Genomic DNA, 23592 nt, shown 5'->3' on the forward strand with positions numbered 1-23592 from the left:
TCCTATTGATCTTTTATAAGTAACTATGATCTAATAGCTATAAGAGATTAAAATCTATTATTTTGAATTCTAGTAAAGATGTGTTTGTTACATATAGATAAAAATTATACTATTGGAACTTTATTTATTATATCCTCTGAGTCTTAATGTCGTTTTTATAATTGAATATACATATAAAAAAAGAAGGAATCAATTATTATTCCTTCTTTTTTTTATGTTTTTCTAATTTGTTAGTCTTTACAAATAGAGAGAACTGAGAAAAAATTTCTTCAATGTCGAGTAAATCATTATCATATAAATCAAAATAGTTTTCAGAAAGAGCACCTATTTGAATTAATCTTCTTGTACGTTGTTTTCTGCTTTTTTTATTTAGAGAGAGTTCATATATTTTCTTTTCTCTTTCTAGCTTTTTTATTTTCTCCTCAATTTTGCTGAGTTGATTGTCCATTATGTATATCTCTCTGAGAATTACTAGTTAATGAAGAATTCTTATAAAACTTTTCAATATTTTCAATGAAGGAATAAATTTCATCAAGGGATTTATTTTCTAAATTAAACTTTTCAATAAATCTCTTCCCGGTACTTTTCTCTAACTTTATGATTTCTTTCTTCTTTTTATCTTGTAACTTTTTGATTTGCTCCTCAATCGATAGTATTTTTGATTTTGTATTTTGAGTCATAAATAGATCTCCTTAGGTTATTTTATTTAATTGTAGCAATCTTCTAATTATGATTCAATCATCATAGGTTAATAGAAGTAAATTATTGGATAAATGTAGATTAAGTGGTAGAATATATCCATAACGAAGTGATAAATGGCGCACTTATACACTCTTACGAGTGTGTGCTAAAATCAGTGAGAACTCCGTTCTCCTATGATTTCCGTCAGGCGTGTTGGTTAAAATTCACTTCGTTCATGTTTGTAGAAAGGAGAATCCTCGATGGCTATTTATCATTTAAGTGGACAGATTATGAGCAGAATTTCAAAACATACAGGAAATCCAAAAAGCCCGTTAGCTGCAGCTGCTTATCGTTCTGGAGAAAAGCTAGTTGATGAAGTAGACAATCAGGCATTTTTCTATAAACGGGATATTGTTCCAGTTACTCATATTCTTGTTCCTCCTCACGCACCTGATTGGGCAACAAATCGAGAGAAGCTTTGGAATGAAGTGAATAGAATTGAAAAGAATTATAATGCACAATTTGCGAGAGAATTTAATGTCGCTCTTCCTGTTGAGTTAACAAATGAGCAACAAGAAAAACTAACTTTAGATTTTTGTCAGGAAGCATTTGTCGATCGTGGAATGGTCGCTGATATTGCAATACATAGAGATGATATTAACAATCCTCACTTTCATGTAATGTTAACTGTTAGACCTTTTAATGAAGATGGAACTTGGGGAGTTAAAGCAAAAAGAGAATACAAGTTTGATAAAAATGGGGAGCATATTCTAGATAAAAACGGTAATAAAGCTTTCAACAAAGTTGATACAACTGATTGGAATAGTAAAGAAATTTTTAATAGTTGGAGAAAATTATGGGCTGACAAAGCGAATCAATATTTGGAGAAATATGAAATTAAACAAATTATTTCTCATCTTTCGAACGAAAATCGTGGACTTGAAGAAATGCCAACAATCCACGAAGGATATGTTGCGCGTCAAATGGAGAAGAATGGACAAAAATCAGAACGTATTTCTTTCAACAAAGAAGTGAAAAAATATAATAAAACTATTTCTGATTTGCAGAAATATAAAGTGAAAAAAGATCAACTAATTTATCAAAATAAATTTGTTCGTAAGTTCTCTCCATCGGAGAAAAAACATCTTAGTGATATAGCTAAAGAGTTAAAAATGTTTATTAATATGAAGACTATAAATGAAAGAAGAGTGCAGTTAGAAGGTTGGAAAAAATCTATACAGTTTACTAAAGACAATGAATCGAAATTGAATCAATTGTCACGAATTGAAAAGGAAGAAACTCTAATTAATAATGCTGAGGAAATATTTGATTCTGAGAGTACCAGATTTATTAAAGAGTACTATCCTACGTGGGATGTTGATAGCTTTAGCCTTGATGAAAAAATTGCACTCGTTGAAAAAACTATCTCGAACAAGGTCTTATTGTCAGATGATGAAATAGATGCAATTGAGTATGAAGTAAGTTCTGAGAATTTATTAAAAGAAATTAATGAATTACTACACAATAGATATGCCTTTGTTCTAACGATTAATCAAATGTTAAAAGGGTTATTTAATTCAAGAATACAATTAGAAAAGCAATTAAACATAAGGCAAAATAAATTAGAAGTAACATTAAGAGAAGCATCAGAAAAAAATCTACAAGAATTTCAAAAATGGAAAATTAACATAAAAGATACAAACGCATTATTTGAAGCTCGTGATTTAATAAATGATTTTTATAACTTGGAAATTAATAAGTGGTATCCATCTATTGATATTAAAACATTATCATTAGAAGAGAAAGAAATTTTAGTTGTTGGTACAGAGTATTATGAAAAACCTATAACGTTAGAATCCATTCAATCGCTTCATCGTTATACAGTTGAAGAACAGATTAAACTAATCAGGTTATTGACTAGTGATGATACGAAAAAAGACCAAAATGTTACTAAGGCGTTTCCAAACTTCCAAGTCAATAATCCTCGTTACTTGTTGTTATTTAAGGATGAATGTTTGAGAAATATTAGTGAATTACCGAAATATGAAGCGAATAAGTTAAAAGTAATTGACCCTGTGGAATTTGCTTTAAGTGAAATTGATAATAGTCCGTTAATGAAAGATTTTAATGCAAAGATTAATGAAGAAATTATTCAATATAAATCAAGTAATTCTCTTCCTTTCCTTTCTTCAGGAGTAACCAGTGGATTATTCCAAGGTATCTTAGAAAAGAGAAATTTTAGCTCAAAAAAACAGTTTGAAGATGATTTGAAATCTAAAAAAGGGAAAAGAAAAAATATTCATCAAGGCCCTTCTCTATAACTTTATAATTATTTATAGATGGGTGAAATATAATTGGCAAATAGTATTTCAATCGGAGATACATGAAGTAAGATAATCAAAAGTTTAAACGGATTATAAACAGTTGAAGAATGGTATATTAAGTACAACTGCAAGTTGGAATAGTATGTCCGAGATTTAAAGTTTGTGAAAAATTTTTTAGAAATATTTAGGAAAGATTAAACTGAAAAATAATATGAGGAGTTTATTTATGAAGGTGGAAATAGGTACTGTCAATATTGAGGAAGGAACTACGTTTTTTAGTAAAGGAGTTAATTTCTAAGGTTCTGAGTGGAGATGATAACATTTCCCTTCACCCTACATTTCATATAAGAAAAAAATATCATGTAGTTGAAGCGAAACTGCTTGAATTTAACGGGATTTACTTTAAGGAATGGGACATTGTTCATCAGTTACAGCAGTTTTGGATAAATATATCCTTCTGTATGGAAATAAAGACAGGAAAGAACCAATGGCCATCGGTGTCACAGAAAATGTAGATGTTTATCACCTCTTAATTGTAACAAAGGAAAAAGTGGAATCCTTGCAGACATTTAAAGTACATGAGGATGACTTGTTTAAAGATGAGTTCGTTAAAGCTATGAATAAGCTACAGTTCTTAGTGGATTATCATAATATTAGTTAGAGTGCTTTAATTTACGATACACTTGAGTTATAAAGGCACGACAAAATAGTGTAATATATAAGTATTGAATTAGCTAATGTTCTTTTATATTTTTATTCCTACATTTTTAGAATCCTTCATATTTGAATTGAAAAGTATAGAAAAACAAGAATTAAAAATGAGTTGTAACCGTCAACCCCATTTGAACACTTTTTGCTCATTAGCGCTGAACACTTTTTAATCTTTAAAAATCCTTTGTTGATTCTTCAGTCGATGACTTTCATTATTCATATGAATAACCTCGACACGATGCAATAATCGATCCAATATTGCGGTCATCATTCCTTGATTTCCGACAATCTCTGTCCACTCTTCAGGACTTCTATTGGATGTCAAAATTAAAGAACTTTGCTCGTATAGTTGGTGGACTAATTGAAAGAAAAGGGTAGCTTCTCGTTGATCCATTGCCATATACATGATGTCATCAATTATAACCAGATCAGAAGCGCGCAAGCGCTTCAACTGGATCTTAGATTTATTTACGTACTCCTCTGTCTTAAGTAACTGAATCAACTCACCCATTGTTATGAAATATACTTGAAATCCCTTATTGATTGCTTCAATACCAAGTCCCACGGAAAGTAGCGTCTTGCCTGCACCTGGCGGTCCAAGTAGTATGAGATTATAGTTTTGTTCAAGCCACTCATATTCACGTAGCTGCTTTAATTGCCTTTCAGTAATTGCGTCTTGTTCCTCGACTCGGAACATATGAATCGGTCTATGGTAAGGGAATCGTGCCCAGTTCAATCGCTTTTCAATACTTTTCTCTTCTCGCTTTTTAAGTTCAAACGTGGTTAATTCTTCTAATAACTCGAGATAGGTCCAAGATTTCTGTTCCGCCTTGCGAAGGAGATCAGTGAGACCATCTGCAGTTTCCACCATCCTTAACTGTCGAAAAGATTGCTGGATTTCCATGACACTTTTACTCACCATATTTTCCTCCCATCAATTGGAGGTATTGATCCATTCCTCTAGTCTGAACATCTATATCTACTGGGATTTTGTCGCTCTCCTCTATGATTCTATGTTGCTGATCAAGTGATGTTTGCTTGAGAAATCCCACGACATCACGAAAGCTATTGGCGCTGTACAGACCTTCATTTATACACTTCTCAAGCGCTAAGTGGACCCATTCCTTGTTTTCTTGAGCCACTTTTTTAATCAGTGTGAATTGGTCTCGTCGATAACGTCCATAGTCTTTGCTGACTTTATCTATGTAGTTTGTCGCGTTATCATGGGCAAGAAGGGCGATCAGTTCTTGTCTTAATAAGTCGAGCGACTTGGACCGCTCACGAGAATGGTTCCTATTCTTGACTAGTCTCCCTTTATCTTGAGAGATAGAATGCTCCGCAATAATTTCTCCTGTGGAAGGGTCACAAATCTTCAGTACATAGTCAGCGATGTGTAAATGGACTATTGCTTGTCTAGTATATGTACCCACAGGTACAGAATATCGATTCGATTTGAAGTGCACCGTATTGTCCTTACGGACATTCCTTGTTATAATTTCAGTATAGTTGCTTTCGTAAGAAAGCGGATTAGAGATCTTTCGCAAGTGTTGCTTTTCCAGGAGAAACACTTCGCAAGGTCTCTTTTTAGTTGTATTATGCACCTTGAAGTTTCCGGTTCTTTCAAGCCATTTTAGGCTACGGTTGTTCCAATCTTCCAGTGTAGAATACACTCGGTTCTTGGCAAAGTTGTTCTTTATGTATTTTACGACATTCTCGACTTTCCCTTTAGATTCAGGGTCAGCCTTTCTACATAGATACACTCGAAACTTTCTTTGCTGAATATATTTTTGGAATCCTTTAGTCAAGATTAGGTCTCCTGCATTCTCACTTACCGCAATCAAATTGTCCTGATCATATACAACTTCTTCAGGGACACCACCATAATATTGAAAAGCTAGTTCATGACAGCGCATAGTGTCCTCGGTAGTGAAGGGTCTGTTGAGCCACCACATATATTTATTCCGGGAATGTGCTAGTACGAACGCAATGAAATAGAGGCGTATTTCCTTACCATATATATCCTTTTGGACAGCTTGTCCCCAATCAACCTGCAGCTGTTTTCCTGGTGGTAGTTCATCGACAGACTCATATTCACGTGATTCTTCTTTCTTTTCAATTTGATACAGTTCTCTTACTTCATTTACATAGCGTCGCACTGTGCTTTCTCCGACTTTAATATTTGGAAACCTTTCCTGTAGCCAATCAAAAATCTGAGCTCCACTGAGGGAGGGATATTCCTTCAGCCAATTGACAATCCAATCCCGATAGGGATCCAATATCTTTTTTCGTTCACCAATATCAAATTCATTTACAGCTTCTTCAAAAGTCATTTCCAAATATTTATACACAGTAGTTCGGGAAATCTTTAATCTTTTAGCAATTTGAGAAACTCTTAATCTTTGTTTAGTTAATTGGTGAATCTCTAAATATATCATTAACTTTTCCTCCATTTTGCTCCTCCTACAAACTGATAAACCCAGTTTACAGGAATGAATTTATTAGGCGAAAAGTGTTCATTGGAAGTGAGCAAAAACTGTTCACTTTATTTTAGCGGTTACATGAGTATTGAAAAATAATGGTACAGCCATTATTGATCCTTAATCTTGTCTGTTTTTAAAGCAACTTAAAAATCACCTTTTAAAATTTAGCTGATGTATTTAAATATATTGAGTTTACCATGTTAAAGGCAAAAAAAGATTTAAGATAGTCCGAGATAAAATGTAAATTTTTAGATGAAAATAGTACCTGGCAGCAACGATGGTATATTTTTCAATGCAAATCCAAGAAATAACTTAGAGAAAATTCTAAGCTATTATCTCATAATGAGCATAGGGGAATAAAAATGAAACAGCTCAATTGGCTGTTTCATTTTTTATACTAAATCACAAAAGATGAACTAATTAGGACTGATTTAATCCATGACTATGAGTTATGGATTTAATTTTTATTTTTCTTTTTCCGACCTTTACTGCTTTTTTTAGTAGTTTTTGAATTTCCTTTTTTTCTTGTTTTGACATACGTTTCACCATCTCCAGATAAATATATTCGTATTTTCATTCTTTACGGTTATTGTAAATTTTATACATCATATTTCTCCAACCTCCCTCATATAATTAACCAAATTACCATTTAACCTTTTGCCCCTGGCTTAATGGAGGGGGGAGGGGAAAAAGTGAGGGAAGAATATATGGAATCACCAAAAATTTTATTTAATAATAAAAAAGTAAAAGTAAACAATGACTCGTTACTCCCTCAAAATGTACGGACTTCAGTTGAGAAGCATGTTACTTCACCAAAGAAGAGACAAACCAGATCAGACAAAAAGCATGATATTAAAATAAACTTAACTATGGAGCAAAGGCAAATGCTAAAAAGACTTACAAAGAATATATGGGATAGAACAGTGAACAAAGATGAAATAACACAGACATACGTATGTACTCAATTGCTAAAGAAAGCTTTGCTAATGAAGAAAACAGATTTTCCAGAAGTCAAGTATCCAAAAAGTGACTCAAAAAAGGGAAGGGCAAAATTAGAAGAAAAATATTATAACCTGCTTTTTGAGTATACAGTAAAGTGGGATTGCTCTTATGCGAAAGCAGCACACCGAATCTTTTTATATGCTCTTGAAATGGAGGTGAAACAGTGAGATGAATAATAGGTTAAAGTTTAGCTCTCATGATTTAATTGGATTAGAATTAAAAAAGGTACAATCCAAAGGAGTTGATTCCTTTTTTTTTAGAATTCTGGACAAGCTTGTTCCTGATACTACAACATGTGATTTTCAAATTAAAATGCCAACATACTTGTTACTAAGAGCATCAGCTTTAGTGGATTTTATTAGTGAAGAATATGAATTGGATTTTGACTTGGGGATATTTATATGGATACTATATCGCGATTTTATTGGAAGAGCCTACAATTATAATAACCAAATGGAGTTATACAATTTTATATATTCAATGAGTAATAAAGAGTTAGAAATAAAAGATTATCGTAATGGAGGATACATAATAAATAAAGATAAAGAGCAGTCTGGTGAAAGTAAAATAACTTTTAGCTTAACAAAGAAAGAAGCTTTAAAGGGTGAATTAGTATTAGGAGATCTTTATGAAACTTCTTCGTTCCATATAACTTTAGAAAAGGTTATTGAATTACATGTAATCCATTTTATTAAAGAATATAAAAAAGGGAATTTACCCAACGCCGTTGCAGATATAGTAAGATATTATAGAAAAATTTCTTTTAATGAATAAGACATTAAGTCTTTTTCATGAGTTTTTTAAATTTTACGCAATCATATTTTAAATAAATGTGAACTCTAAAAAATGTTAATAAGTAAGACTCATCCCTATAATAAAGGAATATGCTTGCCACTACTACCAAAAAAAGAGGTGCTTAATAATCCCTGGGAAGTTATGTGTCTGTATTTATCTATACAATGTATAGTAATTTTTAAAGAGTAAATTTTTCGTTCTTAGCGTTAGACTTTGTAATATTTTATAAAGAACTTCTCACTCCTATATAGAAACAATTCTCCAACATTCTGCATATCTCATATTGACTACTATATCTTCAAATTCATAATGAACTATCTAGTTGAAATGTGCTCTACCCTCTAAAAAGAGCAGTAAATATTAGCCTCCATAAATGAATTGTTGAGTGGATAGATACTTATATTTTATAAATAAACAAAGCATACGTGACTACTTAATTTAATGGTGTTTAGTTCTAATCTCCAAAAGTTCCAATAAAAAAAGTGGTAAGAAAATTTCTACCACTTTATTATTATGGAAAAAGTATTTACCAACTACTAATTAATCATAGAATTTAACTGTTATTTTACCTTTTGCATTTGAAGTATTTTTTGGTGTTACTCTTATGTATAATTCTGCAATGTTATTGTCACCATCTTTTACAGCGTCAATATTTTTCCAGATAAGTTCTCCTCCATTGCCGGAAACAGTTCTTGCCTTTTCCACTAAATCGTCAGGATTACCATTTGGGTCATCTTCATATAATGTAACTGAAAGCTGTCCTGGATAACCAGTGAATGTTGCCTTGAAATTTCCACCGTGGGAATTAACAGGAACGGATCTACCTACGTAAGTTCCATTTAATTCAATATAGGAATTACCAACATATTGCCAACCACTAGCTGCAAATGCACTGTTAGTATTAGGAATAAGGAAAAGAAAAATTGAACAAATAGTAATAAAAATCATAAATTTTGTTTTAAATTGAATAAACATTTTAATATTAGCTCCCTTTATCATTGTATTTTTATCATATTAGGCTAAATTAAGAAGAATTTTGAAATTATACCAGCCTTAATTTATACCTACTAATATTATACACTAATAGAAATTTAATCCAATAATTATAAAAAGAAATATAATTAATTTAAAACTAATATATTACCTCAAAAAGAAATGGATGCTGTTGTCAAAGGAAAAGCACGATGCTAACATAGAAAATCAAGAATTAAACGCGACTATTAAAGAGAATGAAGAGAAGATAAAAAGATTAGAAGTAAAAGTAGAGGAAGCAAAAACTTTGTTTAAATTGTCGCAAAAAGAAAAGGAAACTAGAAGAAGTTAAATTATCTGAGAGATTAAAGACTCTTTCTGTTGGTACTTATGTAGTTGGTTGTGATAATGAAGCTGGTTTATATAATACAAAAGGCATTAGTGGTATTGAGACTTTGTTGTTACAGGTCTTTGTAATTTAAAAGTAAATGATATGTTTGTTGTAAATGATGAATGGTATAACAACTCCTTGGTTTTGAGATGTAGGGAATAGTCTATGTACGATGCCTTTTCTCGAGTTAATCCCTGCCTAATAAAGACCTTGTTAACAGAAGGAATCTAAAAAAAAACCTCACTATACAAAGGAGGTCTTAACATATAAATAATTTATTTAATCAATCTGGTGAAACTACAGCAATAATAGAATTCATTAAAAATTGACTTCCATTATCTGCTTTCTGAACTATATATATTTCATATGATGATTCATGTGATAATTCTTTGGAACTTGTAGAATTTAGCTCAAATTTAAGTGTTTTACCATCTTCAATTTCTTTAATTGAATCAGTAAACTCTAAGTCTAGATTTTTTTGACCTGATTTAGGATAAACTATTTCAATTGATGAATCACTAACTGTTTCTCTAGTAAAACTACCATTAAACATAAACTCGTTTTTTTTCTCGCCAGTATTGTAATCTGATACAAACCAACGTTTATCTTCACTTATAGTATCCGAAATAGCTATCTTTTCAAATGAATACTCACCCGTTTTTAATAATACTTCTTCATTATTTGTTTTTAGTTTAATCTCATTAAAGGAAGGTATATATTCTTTTAACTGAAAATTAAAAACCCCATTATCATGGATGGAGTTATCTGTTAATTGAACTTGATCTGTTACAAGCTTACCATCCTGATAAAGTGAAATACCAGTAATAGGATTTTCAGTATAATTCCCATTAAAATTTAATGTGATGTTTTTGGATTCATCTTCTTCATTAAAAAATAGGAAATTCTTTTCAAAACTATTATCGCCTTCTAATTTTTTACTTAGATCTTTCAAAGAACTTGTTTTACTTTGTTGGCTACTATCCTTATTATTACTATTTTCATTATTACTTGAACAGGCAACAATTATTGCACTAGACAGTATAATCACTAAAAATGTAATTATTCTACTTACTTTCATATATATGTTAATCATCCTTTTGTATGTTGTTATATTAAGAGTATATCCTATGTACCCAACAAATACTATATTTGTTGGGTACATATTTCTTTATCGCTTGTATCTAAAAAACCATTTATAAGTCCCGTCATTACCATATGCTTTAGAATATTTAGTAGTTTTACCCTTACTTGGATATGTATATTTATAAACTACTCTTTTATTTGCACTCCATAGTTCATAAACATATCCAGCTGGAGCATCGAAAGAAACTGTACTAGTTTTCCCCCATTCTTTCCCAAATGTACCTCCAACTTGAACTTGTGCAATCTTTTTAATACCAAATTCTGTGCTTCCAGTAAGTTCATATTTAGTAGTACTAGTTGTTGAAAGAGATATATTAGCTTTATAGTTTATAGCTTCAAAAGCATCTTTATCCCAGCTTGTATATGTATTTGCAGTTGCATATATGCTCCATTTATTTGGTGGCCACGGTCCAAATTTTTCCACTTTATTAAATTCTCCAGTAGAATTATAGGTTACACTTGGTCTATCATTCTTTGGCTTATCTTTTGCAAAAGCAACTGTACTAAACTGTGAAATACATAATACAGTTAGTAAAATAATAGAAATCTTTTTAAAACTTAATACCAATTCATCCATCTCCTAAAATATGCTTTATTATGTAACTATTGTATATTATTCCTTAATTCGCCAAATTGCAACATATTTTTTAGCATAATTTACCTAGGAAATTATCACCAATAGAAAAACCATCTATTCTAATCCAATATTTTCATGTAACTTAAGTAGTTTCTGTTTTAAATTATGATTTAAAAGACATTTAATTTAAAACCAAAAAATGGGTTTGCAAAATTGTGAGGGATGAAACTAATAGAATTAAAAATTCATAGAAATATCCAACTTAGACATAAAAATTTATGGAGGAAGCTGATGAACTGATGAATATATGGTTCTACATCTTTTGCAAACTTAGTTTAAATTTAATAAGTACTTCTACTTCAATTTTTCCTTACTCCTTAATAAACAATTCTGCTTAATTGTTTTGCTTATCTGGTAAAACTGTTGTTGCTCTTTCTATCTGCACCCGTTTTTTATATTTCTCTTAGCTTTCCATTGAAAATGTTTCAATTCTCTTAATGGAATGTCTGAATTTGCATCATTATAAGCATTTGTTTGGAGAAATCCTCATCACAACTTTTCTGCTAAATCTCGCGTTTACTCAATCATGTTATACTCATCTATTTCATACAACATTTTATTAATAGCTTAAGCTACCAGTGTGTTTTTTGTATGTCCAATTTTATCTAAACTTTTAAATCCTTAATAATTATTCTTGTAAACAAAATACGCAAAAAAGAATATTCTTACGTTTCTTACATTGTGATGTAAGCAATAGAGGATGATGTTAACAGAAAGGAGCTAGGAAATGGAAATCAAAACAAAGTAGGTTAATTGGAGTGTTTATATATACTGACGATCATAAAGTATTTGAGGTAAATGAAGGGAAAATACATTGGAAATTTAGATATAAGAAATGAATATGTCGGTGTAGATGAGATGTTTGTAAATTCTGGTTTTATTTTTCACTTATTTTAATAGTTGTTTTTCAAAGCGAAATGTTAAAGAGCAGACCGAATTGTAATAAAATGAACCACTTGCAAAAGGTGGTTCATTTTGTGTTTTTTTCAGATATTGAAATTTGAACTTTACTCTCTTTTTTTTTTTTTATGAATTACATTTTTTTCTATATTTATAAATAAATAGATAGATTTATTTGGGGAAATTCTCTATACTGATAATGTATTCAAAAAATTGTAAATATTAGGAAGAGAAGGCAATTGTCTATTAAAAAATTCTTAATTACAGGTTCCTTGATTTTTGGATTAGTAGCAACACAAACTGGTTTCAGTGCTTCTGCAGCAGGAGCTACATCTGAGGATAGTTCTATTACAGACGGTACAGTAAGTCTTGATACTGAATCCTCAAATGTTGAAGTAAGTGAGGTTATGACTTTTGATGAAATAGTACAGGAAATTGCTGAAGATCAAGGTATCTCTAAAAGTGAAGCTTCTAATCAGGTTATTGCTAGTTCTCCCAAAAAGAATTCAAGAACTGCTGCTGTTGCAGCTGCAGCAACATATAGAACTTTAAGCCAAACTTTTACAGTTACAGGTACATATAAACCAGCAATAAAATTTTATGTCCAAACAACCGAAGGTGGTAGCTTCAGAGCGATAGTTAAAGTTTTAAATGTTTCATTAAATAGAGCTCATCTTGGTACTGGTAAGTCTAAACAATTCGGTGGAACGGTATATACTTATTTAGAAGACCCAAATAGAATTTATTGGGAAGTAAATGGTGATTGGTATAATAATGGTACTACTACTGGTGGAGGTTCTTTAAATATCGGAGTTGGAAAAGCTGCTAGTTTAGAATTTAATCTATCAAACGAAAGTAACTTTTTCGCCTATAAAGATAATACAGGATATTGCAGATTCTAATTGAGATTTTGAAATGTAATTTTTATAATAAGATTAAGAACCAAGTATTTTATACTTGGTTCTTATTAATAAAAAAGGAGTTTTCATATGAAACAAAAATTATTTTATCTTTTTATTGCTATTCTAATTATATTAACGGGTTGTAACGATTCTAATAAGCAAAGTACATCTAATTCGTCAACTTCTTCTGATACCAAGGAAGAACTTAGAATTGGTGTTATTGGTAATCAACCTGATGTAAATGAGAATAATGTTTCTTTTGTGGATATTGAATTAACCGATTTAAAAAAAGAACAAGAATTATCAAGTTTAAATGCGATTTTCATTATGAAAGATCACTTATCAGAAGCAGCTGATAGTCAGTATGCATCTGTGTATAAAAAATTGAAAATTCCTACATTTTTTATTGAATCTACAAAAGGATATGTACCTTTTGTTACGGAGGATTTAACGTATGAAGATGCTCCTGATATGGACAATACTTCTTATGCTACTGGCTTCCTGAATACAGGAGAAGTGTATAATTATTGGGAATATAATCTTAATAATGATAAATTGAATGATAAAAATATTAAAGAAGTTTATAATAACATTTTTGATACAATCATATCCCTTAAGCAAGATGAATAAATTAACAGAATGAGATGATGCAAAAGAAGAGTATACCTAAAAAGGTATACTCTTCTTTTGCATCTATGCTTTTTAAAACTACCTTTCTAATAGTAGTGGTACTCCAAGATGTTGATTTAATATTCATTTAATTCATTTCGTATAATATTTCCCTTATTTTAATAGTTATTTTTCATTAATACAAAAAGCTATCCATAATAAAGGATGGAGTTAGTATAGTTTTATGGACACGACTTAGTTAAGTCCTTACAATGTAATTCATGGAAGGATGTGTCCGTATGGAACGTAATAACACAGGCAAAAAATATAATGAAGATTTCAAAAAAACAGTTGTGGATTTATATCATTCCGGTACCTCTGTGAAAGAATTAAGCAACGAATATGGCGTTTCTGAAGTGACTATTTATAAATGGATTAAGGATTTTACTCCTATTGGAACGGGGGAAGAATCCCTCACTCCTAAAGAGTTGGATGCCATTCAAAAGGAGAACCTTCGGTTAAAACAAGAGATTGAAATTCTAAAAAAGGCTATGGCCATATTCGCGAAAAAATAACCGATACAGAGCTTACCGGTTTTATGGAGGTACACAAAAAACATTACTCGGTTCAAATGATGTGTGATGTACTCGCTGTTCCGAGAAGTACCTATTACCATTCTTTACAGAAAACAGAGTCCACCCGTGAACGTGAAAATCAGGCGATAACCAAGAAAATAATACAGATCCATCAAGAGAGTAAAGAACGATATGGCGCTCCGAAAATACATCGAACACTTCTAAAAAGTGGGCTCTCTGTGAGTTTAAAACGTGTACAGCGACTCATGGCAAAAGCAAAAATTCGTTCGATAACCAAGAAAAAATACCGTGCGTACTCTAGCTGAGAAAAAGTGATGGAACGCAAGAACCTATTAAATAGAGATTTTTCGACCACCACTATCAATGAGAAATGGGTCGCAGATATCACCTACATTCACACGGTAAGAGACGGATGGTGTTACCTGGCTTCCGTAATGGATTTACATTCCAAGAAAATTGTAGGTTTTTCGTTTTCACGTTCCATGACAACAGACTTAGTAATGACCGCTTTAGGAAACGCTTACTTTACTCAAAAGCCAGCTAAAGGGTTACTTCTACACACAGATTTAGGTTCACAATACACTAGCTCAGTATTTATGCAATACGTTCAATCTCGTGGTATTATTCAATCATTTAGCCAAAAAGGTTGTCCTTATGATAATGACTGTATCGAGTCCTTTCACGCTATTTTAAAGAAAGAAGAAGTAAATCATGTACAATATCAAGACTACCAGACAGCCAAACTAGCGATGTTTCAATTTATTGAAGGTTGGTACAACAGAAAAAGAATACATAGTAGTTTGGATTACAATACTCCTCAGACAGTGGAAGATCAAAGGAAACAATCAGCGTAGTACTTAACTTTTTGTGTCTAAAATATTGACTCAAATCCATGTAACTATTGATATAAAAAATAAGGCGGAAAATGGATTAGATACAAATTGCTTTAAAGTACTTAATTTCATTTTGAGTGCTATTGGACCAACAGGAACCAAATTCAGCCAAACACCGATATTGTTTGCTGATTCAGATAGAATTGACAGAATAGATATTACAATGAAAGAAAAGGAATATACAGCATTTTTAAACAAACTTTTTAAATAATAAAATAACATATAAGTTAACAAGGCTACTGTAATGTAACTATTATAGAGGCTAAACATGCAACCCTTTTATAATAACTGAAGCAGCATAATGTTTAAGTTTTTCTAGTACTATCATGGCAGCATTCCTGTAATAAAGAAATCTTGCTTATGTAACAATAATGGCAGGTTTGTGGAAGAAGCGTTTGTAATTTAAAATGGGGCAGTTACTTACATTGATTAAGTCAAAAAATAAAATGAAATAATCTAACAAATGCCTTTAGAAAGAGGAAATTAGAGGAATTACCTGAAAAAGATACTTTATTTAAGAAAACAACTTTTATATAAAAGAATCTATCTGTAAATGAGGAAAACTATCCATAGAGCGATTAACTTTAAAAATATAAGACACAAATGAATTTAATATGACTTGGGAAGATTATCTTGGCAGGCATACGTTGAAGATGTGACGTTTATTATTGGATAAGAGGGTGAAAATCAAGGAACAAGAATAATAAAGAATACTATAGAAATTCAGTTTAACCAGGAAGATTTAGATATATTTAACCCTCTTTTAATATGCATTAAAAATGCAATTGAACTTAGAGATAATGAGAAGTTACCTACTTCAAAGAGTTTCCTAAAACAAACGTTAGTGATATCATCTAAAGGGAAAAGGGTGCAAAAGTATATAAGCAGTTTTTTAAATCAGAAAATACTAAAGTTAGTTTTATGATTGTGAAAGATTTTGTATATAAAAGTTCAAAGAGTTATAATCTCTTTGAACTTTTTATTATGCTTATTTTTCATTTGTTTTTTCAAAAAAGGAGCTACAGAAGGATGGAGAGTAACTGTGCCTGACTTTATAGCTTACTTTAACGGTTTAATGGCTACGCATTGCTTTTCGATGAATTTGTAAATAATGCTCTTGTTCAGGAATTATTGTAATGGACATTTGTTCATGAATTTGAAGTCGTTCAAACTCTAATCGTGGTAGTTCATTTGAAATGATGATTTTCCCGTTCTCATCAAAACTAATAAATCCTTTATCAAATAATGCATCATGTGAAATACAGAGTAAAAGCCCGTTATTAAGATCTATTTTTTGTGTTTCATCTGCAATTGCCCAAGGTATTATATGACTTGCAATCAATAATGAAGGTATAGATAAATTACATATTTGGCAACCAGATTCCCGTTTGAGTAATAGACTACGAAATTGTGATTGAGTTTTCCGATATGTAGTCATTCGGTAACCAGTATTATTTACGGGAGTGGTTGTCTTCGGATTTGGGAAACGTATATAGAAATCATTATTGGATGATATATCTCTAAATTTTAAGAAATTGTACCAGGGAGTTGGCGTATATTCACTATTATAATTACCTACTTTTAAGTCGTAGAGCCATTGCCTTGGTACGGGTACTTCTAATACTGTAAAATAAGCTACATAGTTATCATAACTACCTTCACCTGGTTTTATGAATTGTTTTAATTCTAAAGCTTTGTCTTTCGGTAATTCTTTTACATAAGGAACTGCAATTCCAATGAAACGAGCATCTCTACCATTTATACGTTCGAAATATAGGAAAGGAGCAATATGCCCGGTTGAATCACTATAACAACGGTGGTAATACTTCTCAAACGCTACATTACCTTTTTGTTTTGTATCCAAGTATTCTTTTTTTGGATCTTGATTATCACCATAATACTTTAATATCTTAGTAGACCTATTATATTCATTAGGCCATTCTGGATTGCTTTTCGTGTCTAAGAGTACTACAAATGCATCTTCAGTTTTTAAAGAAGGATTTTTTTCAATCAATGTTCGACGAATGCCACTTTGATTTCCAATACCTTTTAAGTTATTAAACTTAAAGATATTGCTAATTACTTCATCTTTAAAGAAGCTACCTGTTTTCCCTGCCTCATATATTTCACCAGGTATTAAATCAGAACTTCGTAATTCTGAGAAACTTACTATTGAAAACACCTCATTTATTCATTTATCCATCTTTATAAAATATACATAACATATTTATTGGGGGCTATGGCATTTTTAATATTATAGGAATTAACATGCATCTCTTTATTAAAGGTTCTAGAAAAAACTAAAAAACTAAACCAGAGAGCTCGATTGAATATCGACACACATTGGCTGCGTAGTGTATTTTTTGAAGCTATCTACATATAGTCGACGTTCTGATAACTCAGTTACCTAATAATTTTCCAGTTAATACATTATATTTTTTAATAGAATTCATATAATGATTGGATTAAATTCTTTAAGAACATCCTCTTTAAATTTCGGACTAATTATTGCTGGATTTTCGTTTAAGTATTCTGTTATAAGAGGCTTACACTTAATCATTATCTCATTAAAATCCTCAATATACTCCTGGTAGTACATATAGAAATGGTTTATAAAAGTTTTTTGAAATACTTCAGTCAATTCTCCCTTACTCTCATGTCCAGTAAATGGATCCATTATCTTGGGGATATAAACAATATTCCAAGGAGCAGTAAATGAAAAGGGATTTTTGGTTTGCCCAAAAATATGTGATACCTGATAATTGCGTAGTTGCTTGTATTTACTTGTTGGTTTTTCTTGTCGAGAATAACCAGTCAATCTCTTAATCATATTAGCAGGGTATGTATTGTTAGTAGGATCCTTAAAAAACTGATTATGCCCAAATATATTACTATACATCGTCAAATATAAATCTGTTCCTCTCGCTTCTCTACCGTACCCTCTTATAAAAACTTTGCTACTACCATCAAGAACTCTTGATTTTAATGCCTTCCATTCTTCTCTAACAATATCTTGGTTTACATATATTGTTTCTTTAATACCAAACTCTATTAGTCTATCTTCTGTTATGTTAAACTCTTCCATGAATATTTTGTAACCATCTAACATTATATCCTCCAATTATTCTATCTTAATAAACTAATCTCTATTAGATTAAACCAGGAATTATAATTATATCAATAGATTTTTAATCTTTAGATAGAGCGGATAACCTGAGAAAATAAATGTATAAGTAGGAAGTAAAGGATGTGAGTTCAAACATAAAAGACTTATAAGTCGAAGTTTATTTTGAGATTATATGCTGAGTCAGCGTCAGTCTCCTGATTTCTAGGAATTATAATTAATTGTATCCTTTTTATTATAGGAAAAAGGAACAGCATATAAAGCAGAAAACTTTGTTTCAAAGGGGGGAATTATATGTTAGCTGAAATAAAAGGGAAAATTAGTAGTAATGGATCAAATCTAACCGAACGACTTGAGGATAATCTGACTGGTAATGTCTTTGGACTACTCCGCTACATTCCATTTTCATTGGCTCTTAGGCCTATATTGGAGAAGGCAATCATTCCTAAAGCTGTTCGTTATAATATCGATGACATTAAAGATGAATTCTGGGCAGATAAAGTAAGCTTTTGGCCGTACGATAGAGAAGGTGAAATAGATGCTCTAATGGAATTTAAAGATGTAGTGATAGGGATTGAGATAAAATATAGAAGTGGGCTTTCATCAGATGATGAAATAGATAATATCTCAGAGATTAAAGAACACATAGAATTTAATCAAAGTATTAACCAATTAGCAAGAGAATCTCGCATTGTTTCACGAAGAGGAAAAAAAAAGAAGAAGTTGTTGCTTTTTATTGCGGATAGATACACATCTAGAGAAGTATACGATGATGTTATAGGTAGGGGGATTATTGAAAAAGGGGTTGATTTAGGCTATCTTTCTTGGCAGGATATTTTGCACCAACTAAAGAAACTGAGATTAGCTGACCCGTTCCATAAAGTCATTATTCAGGATATAATCGACCTTTTGACTAGAAAAGGATTTGAGGATTTTACTAATATGAATATAGAATTTGATGGGACGATAATTAAAAGTAATTTTTATGAATTTGAAATTTGTAACAGAGTAAATTGGCGTTTTGAAACTACGTTAACCATATCCGAGGGAGATTATTATGAATTCAACTGATAACATAAAAAATGCTTTTCATGTTATTCATCATACATATGAAAATGTCCTTAAATTAATGGACTATTGCAAAACGATTGCTTCGGAAGACAGTAATTATGTGAGTGTGGTAAATAAATTTTTACGCTATAAATCTGATTCTGACGTATCCGGATGGTATATACAAGATTTCATTCTTATATTTCAAAATAAAAACGATATTGAATTAGAAAATGAATGGAGGGATGGTCCTTTATATGTTATGGAAATTGAGCTATACAATAAGGATTTGAGAGAAGAACAACTCAAAGGACTTCCATGTATACACCTTTCCAAATTTGAATACGAAAGTTTGCAAAAGTGGAAAAGTGGATATATAGGGCCAGCCGATCATTGGAGATTTTTCCATGCAATACGGGATACAAAAGTAAGAATGAATATTCAAAGAAACGGTGACTATTCATACATTGAGCCAATAAATCAGAAAGAAAGTGATCGCTCCTATTGGGGTGTCAAAAAAATAATCAGTAAACGCATTCCATTAATGGACATCACTTCTGAAAATGTGAGGGAGAAAGTTTTTGGAACATTTGATAGTTTATAGATAAATAGTATAAATACCTATAAACTTGTCTTAATTAAATATTAAATAGAGATGTACATGCGAAAGAGACAAGTTATAGTTTAATTGGTCTCTTTCTTTGGAAATCACGATAATTCACTTCTCGCTATGAAATATCAATTTTAAAAAAATGTAAAATGAAATAATTAGTTGTTGTTCAGCTGTATACCATTATAAGGTCCGTGGTTCACTGTTCCGAGTGTTCTTTTCCAAGCTGATTCCTTTTGGATAATCTCTGAGGTTGTTCCATCTACAAATTCCAGTACAGAAAACACAATACAATTATAACCGTACTCTAAAACGAATAGGTTGAGATGTTGAGCATCCCCTAATGAGTTTAAATGGGCCATCCATCTTCCTAGTATGCCCCCTCCTTCGGAATAAGCACTACCGATATATCTGCTTTTCCCGTCCTCAGACCGTTGAATATAGACACCTTTTTGACTCAATATTGATTTTAATGTATTATCCTCTGAGTTGTCCTCATAGATAGCGATAATCTCTCTCCAAGTAAAAATACGACCTATTACTTCATCTTGTGATACGTCTACGTCTGGAAGTTCAAGACCTTCAAACTTAGATGCTCTTGCCATTCTACTTGTTGCTTTTGATTCTTTAATAATTTCCGCGCTAGATAGAACATCTGTTATTTTGGTGGCCAACTCTTCGTAAAAGGAAACTCGATAGTCTACCGTTTGTTGTGTCTTCCTTACTATACCGGGTATGGAGTGTAATGTGTTAAGAAGGTTTTCGTTAATATCTCTAGCGTGATAAATTCGAAAGAATTTTTCTTCCTCTGTTTCCCCATACAATTCAAATGCCCTTATTTTATATATGTTTGGTTTTACTCTGTATGCTACCCCGTCTAGACCTTGATTAAAAACTTCATCTGTCTTGTTTAAATTAAACATATTAACTATTTTGCTTTTGATTAAAATCGTTTCTAATTCCTCAAACACAACATTCTCCCCTAATCCGTCTCTATTCATAATGATAATTTATTCCTAACAAATTCAAAATTGTTCTATACACTATCAATATTTTAATATATATACTATTTCTATAGAATATCAATAGAAAAAATAGTGAAAAAAGTGGATAGTTTATATTTTTCAATAGAATTAGAAGCTTAATAACAATTTAAAATTATAGATTAGCATCTTAATTTGGCATAGATTAATTTTACTTGTTAAGAGTTGTGTATTGTATCTGCAAAAACAAATTCATTTTCATCGACAAAAAATGACAATTTTATTTGCGTTTTGCTGTTAAATTATTTATGTGAAAATAGTCCTTATTATAAATAATGTGGTCATAGTTTATTGACATTTGAAAAGTATTACAGGTTTGGTGTTAGGAAAGTAACGATATTTATTCCGAGATGAGGAAAATAGAAGGGGAACTGAAATATATGTTAAATAGCTCGTTAAAAAAAGAATCAGTAATTAAACTAAAAAATTCCATGTATCAATATGAAAAATCCTCAAAAAAATTACAAAGTGAAGCTATTAAATTGCATAATGAAAGGTCTTATAGTGTAGATGTAATATTGAAAGTAGAAGAATATATAAATACCTTAGCAAATACTCCAAAAGAGTTTAAAAAGAACTTTGAACAAGTCCGTCTAAACATTGAAAGTTTTAAAGTGCTAAGTGAAATTTCATATGATGAGAAGGAAATGATTAAGTTAGCAGGTGGAGGAACAGCAGCCGGAGTAGCAGCTGGAGTAGCTACTGCTGCACTTGCTCCAACGGCAGCAATGGCAATTGCTACTACTTTTGGAACTGCATCAACTGGTGCTGCTATTTCTAGTTTATCTGGAGCAGCGGCAACAAGTGCGGCTTTAGCATGGCTAGGTGGAGGAGCTGCAGCAGTAGGTGGAGGAGGCATGGCAGGTGGGAGTGCCCTTCTAGCATTGGCTGGACCGATTGGTTGGGGGATTGGCGCAGCCAGTTTAGCAGCAGGTGGTTACTTTGCAAGTAAAAAAAATAAGGAAGCTGCTATAAAAGCGGATAAAGAACGGGTTGAAATTGTAAAGGCTACAAGAGTTTTAGAAGCTACAACTAATGAGATTACAAATCTAAAATCTACAACGCAACGCTTAGTTATTAATTTAGAGAAAAGTTTAATTTCGTTTGTTAGTAAAACAAAGCATATTAAATCTTTTACAGACTTTTCACAGGATGAACGTAATTTATTACGAGCAATAATAAATAATACCGAAAGTTTATCAGCATTATTTATGAAGGAAGTTAACAAGTAATGTCAATAAATGTATGGGGAAGTCAATTTACTGCTGCAGGAGTGGAAGGGTTTAATCATTGGAAAAGTCAATCCATTGCAAAACAGTTAGATCAAATAGTTAAAGAAAAGTTGCAGAGTCAAAAGGAACAAAATTTGAACTTTGAAAATGCTTTAAATCAAATGATTAAAATGAGACAATTTCTCTCTAATCCTAAGAATATATTAGGTTCCGTGCAAACAAAACATGGAGAAATAGCAGAAAATCTTGAAGTTAATGTAAGGAACGCATGGGCTGCCTTAATGGGTCAAATGGATGTTGCTACTTTTGACGGTGTGGCTCGTACAGCTCCAGAGGATTTTATATTAGATGGAATTAAATATCAATCAAAATTTATCAATGGTACAAACAATACACTAAAACATGTACTTAATCATTTTGAAAAATATCATGATAAATCTATGAATTACTCTATTCCAAAAGATCAATATAAGATTATTGAAGCTATTAGATTAGGTAATCCACCTAGTAATTTAGCTGATAAGTCAGTTCGGTCTATTCTCCAAAAAGTAGAAGAAATTGAGCGTCAAACAGGTCGAAGTTTTCAAGATTTAGTCAGACCTTCAGTTTCGAATTATAATGAGGCTCAATTAGGAGTTGTAGGTGAAACAGTATCAAAACATCAAAATCAAATAATTGATGAGAACGAAAGAATACAACATGAAATCGAAACAGATGCAAGAATAAAAACAGATTCAATTCAGGCTAAAATGGGACCTTCAATTGGTGAAGGAGTTAAAGTTGCTGGTACGGCTGCAGCAGTCGCAGCTTCGTTGAATACAATCACAGTAATTTATAGTAAGGTTAGAAATGGGAAGAAGATTCAGGATTTTAATGAAGATGATTGGAAAGAAATAGGTATAAGTTCTGCCAGTGCAGGTGTCAAAGGTGGTGTTACAGCAGGGAGTATATATGCTCTAACTAATTTGACTTCCCTGTCAGCTCCCTTTGCAGGTGCTGTAACAAGTGCGGCAATGGGGTTATCGTCTTTACTAGTAGATTTACAAAAAGAACAGATATCAATGGATGAATTCGTTACACAAGGTCAAATTCTTTGTATTGAAGCTGGTATTGCTGCTACAGGTGGAGCATTAGGTCAAATTCTAATACCTATACCAATATTAGGTTCTGTTATTGGAACTATTACCGCAGACTTTATTTGGGGATTTGCAAAGGACAAACTTGGTGTAAGAGAAAAAGAATTAAAGAAAACATTAAATGCTTATACAGAAGAAATTTTAGAAAAAGTGGATAAGGAATATCAAAACATTATTTCAAAAATTAATGCAAAATATCTTCATTATAATTCTCTTATTGATGCAGCGTTTGATGTTAATATCAATTCGACTGTTTTAGCTGCTGCCTCAGTAGATTTAGCAGTGGAGTTAAGTGTTGATGAGCAAAAAATTTTAAAAACTGATACTGATTTAGAAGCATTTTTCTTAGGATAAGAGGGGG

The 23592-nt window shown here is 31.5% G+C and carries 22 protein-coding genes and 1 pseudogene; 13 read left to right on the forward strand and 10 right to left on the reverse strand.

The features are described from left to right. Positions 1-196: 196 nt before the first annotated feature. On the reverse strand, positions 197-448 hold the full coding sequence (locus L8T27_RS26925; RefSeq protein ID WP_237944332.1) for a hypothetical protein: 252 nt from the start codon (positions 446-448) through the stop codon (positions 197-199). Beyond that, positions 423-680, reverse strand: a complete 258-nt coding sequence (locus L8T27_RS26930; protein ID WP_237944333.1) for a hypothetical protein — start codon at positions 678-680, stop codon at positions 423-425. Before L8T27_RS26930 ends, L8T27_RS26925 begins: the two co-directional genes overlap by 26 nt. Positions 681-941: 261 nt before the next feature. Between L8T27_RS26930 and mobQ the strand changes: the two genes are divergently transcribed. After that, complete coding sequence (gene mobQ, locus L8T27_RS26935) at positions 942-3002, forward strand: MobQ family relaxase (protein WP_237944334.1); 2061 nt, start codon at positions 942-944, stop codon at positions 3000-3002. Between the two features lie 412 nt (positions 3003-3414). Then, positions 3415-3666, forward strand: a complete 252-nt coding sequence (locus L8T27_RS26940; RefSeq protein ID WP_248574508.1) for a hypothetical protein — start codon at positions 3415-3417, stop codon at positions 3664-3666. Between the two features lie 216 nt (positions 3667-3882). On the opposite strand, the gene istB is transcribed toward L8T27_RS26940, so the two are convergent. After that, a complete protein-coding gene (istB, locus tag L8T27_RS26945; RefSeq protein WP_127738365.1) occupies positions 3883-4635 on the reverse strand; it encodes an IS21-like element helper ATPase IstB in 753 nt (250 codons plus the stop codon). Further along, positions 4628-6151, reverse strand: coding sequence for an IS21 family transposase (gene istA / locus L8T27_RS26950; RefSeq protein WP_481858882.1), 1524 nt, complete (start codon positions 6149-6151; stop codon positions 4628-4630). The genes istB and istA overlap by 8 nt, the downstream gene beginning before the upstream one ends. Positions 6152-6888: 737 nt before the next feature. On the opposite strand from istA, the gene L8T27_RS26955 reads away from it, so the two are divergent. Continuing rightward, positions 6889-7365 (forward strand): hypothetical protein, encoded by a 477-nt coding sequence (locus L8T27_RS26955; protein ID WP_248574509.1) that lies wholly within the window; start codon positions 6889-6891, stop codon positions 7363-7365. A 1-nt stretch (position 7366) separates the two neighbouring features. Next, positions 7367-7972 (forward strand): hypothetical protein, encoded by a 606-nt coding sequence (locus L8T27_RS26960; RefSeq protein WP_237944337.1) that lies wholly within the window; start codon positions 7367-7369, stop codon positions 7970-7972. 561 nt (positions 7973-8533) lie between these two features. Here the strand turns inward: L8T27_RS26960 and L8T27_RS26965 are convergent. Further along, complete coding sequence (locus L8T27_RS26965; protein ID WP_237944338.1) at positions 8534-8968, reverse strand: hypothetical protein; 435 nt, start codon at positions 8966-8968, stop codon at positions 8534-8536. 190 nt (positions 8969-9158) lie between these two features. On the opposite strand from L8T27_RS26965, the gene L8T27_RS26970 reads away from it, so the two are divergent. Beyond that, entirely contained in the window at positions 9159-9317 is a 159-nt protein-coding gene (locus L8T27_RS26970; protein ID WP_237944339.1) for a hypothetical protein, read from the forward strand. Positions 9318-9639: 322 nt separating this feature from the next. Here L8T27_RS26970 and L8T27_RS26975 read toward each other — a convergent pair whose 3' ends face one another. Together L8T27_RS26975 and L8T27_RS26980 are read right to left on the reverse strand one after the other, a co-directional pair. Then, positions 9640-10434, reverse strand: coding sequence for a hypothetical protein (locus L8T27_RS26975; protein ID WP_237944340.1), 795 nt, complete (start codon positions 10432-10434; stop codon positions 9640-9642). A 90-nt stretch (positions 10435-10524) separates the two neighbouring features. After that, positions 10525-11067, reverse strand: coding sequence for a hypothetical protein (locus tag L8T27_RS26980; RefSeq protein ID WP_237944341.1), 543 nt, complete (start codon positions 11065-11067; stop codon positions 10525-10527). A gap of 1208 nt (positions 11068-12275) precedes the next feature. On the opposite strand from L8T27_RS26980, the gene L8T27_RS26985 reads away from it, so the two are divergent. The 4 genes and pseudogenes from L8T27_RS26985 (at position 12276) to L8T27_RS27000 (ending at position 15247) form a co-directional block, all read left to right on the forward strand. Further along, on the forward strand, positions 12276-12938 hold the full coding sequence (locus tag L8T27_RS26985; RefSeq protein WP_237944342.1) for a hypothetical protein: 663 nt from the start codon (positions 12276-12278) through the stop codon (positions 12936-12938). An 87-nt stretch (positions 12939-13025) separates the two neighbouring features. Next, positions 13026-13568 carry a hypothetical protein gene (locus L8T27_RS26990; protein WP_237944343.1) on the forward strand — a complete coding sequence of 181 codons (543 nt, stop codon included), beginning with the start codon at positions 13026-13028 and terminating at the stop codon, positions 13566-13568. Positions 13569-13846: 278 nt separating this feature from the next. After that, positions 13847-14997, forward strand: a pseudogene (locus L8T27_RS26995) (IS3 family transposase). A 13-nt stretch (positions 14998-15010) separates the two neighbouring features. Then, positions 15011-15247: a hypothetical protein gene (locus L8T27_RS27000; RefSeq protein ID WP_237944344.1), complete on the forward strand. Its 237-nt coding sequence runs from the start codon at positions 15011-15013 to the stop codon at positions 15245-15247. 861 nt (positions 15248-16108) lie between these two features. Here L8T27_RS27000 and L8T27_RS27005 read toward each other — a convergent pair. Continuing rightward, on the reverse strand, positions 16109-17218 hold the full coding sequence (locus tag L8T27_RS27005; RefSeq protein WP_237944345.1) for an HNH endonuclease: 1110 nt from the start codon (positions 17216-17218) through the stop codon (positions 16109-16111). Positions 17219-17485: 267 nt separating this feature from the next. Continuing rightward, the gene (locus L8T27_RS27010; RefSeq protein WP_237944346.1) at positions 17486-18145 is read right to left on the reverse strand and encodes a hypothetical protein; all 660 of its coding nucleotides are present in this window, start codon (positions 18143-18145) and stop codon (positions 17486-17488) included. Positions 18146-18454: 309 nt separating this feature from the next. Between L8T27_RS27010 and L8T27_RS27015 the strand changes: the two genes are divergently transcribed. Together L8T27_RS27015 and L8T27_RS27020 are read left to right on the forward strand one after the other, a co-directional pair. Continuing rightward, the gene (locus tag L8T27_RS27015) at positions 18455-19231 is read left to right on the forward strand and encodes a hypothetical protein (RefSeq protein ID WP_237944347.1); all 777 of its coding nucleotides are present in this window, start codon (positions 18455-18457) and stop codon (positions 19229-19231) included. Continuing rightward, positions 19218-19814 (forward strand): hypothetical protein, encoded by a 597-nt coding sequence (locus L8T27_RS27020; protein ID WP_237944348.1) that lies wholly within the window; start codon positions 19218-19220, stop codon positions 19812-19814. The genes L8T27_RS27015 and L8T27_RS27020 overlap by 14 nt, the downstream gene beginning before the upstream one ends. A 164-nt stretch (positions 19815-19978) precedes the next feature. On the opposite strand, the gene L8T27_RS27025 is transcribed toward L8T27_RS27020, so the two are convergent. Continuing rightward, positions 19979-20821, reverse strand: a complete 843-nt coding sequence (locus tag L8T27_RS27025) for a GIY-YIG nuclease family protein (protein ID WP_237944349.1) — start codon at positions 20819-20821, stop codon at positions 19979-19981. 422 nt (positions 20822-21243) lie between these two features. On the opposite strand from L8T27_RS27025, the gene L8T27_RS27030 reads away from it, so the two are divergent. Beyond that, a complete protein-coding gene (locus L8T27_RS27030) occupies positions 21244-22095 on the forward strand; it encodes a hypothetical protein (protein ID WP_248574510.1) in 852 nt (283 codons plus the stop codon). After that, on the forward strand, positions 22095-23585 hold the full coding sequence (locus tag L8T27_RS27035; RefSeq protein WP_237944351.1) for a hypothetical protein: 1491 nt from the start codon (positions 22095-22097) through the stop codon (positions 23583-23585). Before L8T27_RS27030 ends, L8T27_RS27035 begins: the two co-directional genes overlap by 1 nt. Positions 23586-23592: the final 7 nt, after the last annotated feature.

Source organism: Niallia sp. Man26 (assembly GCF_022049065.2).
Lineage (GTDB): Bacteria > Bacillota > Bacilli > Bacillales > Cytobacillaceae > Niallia.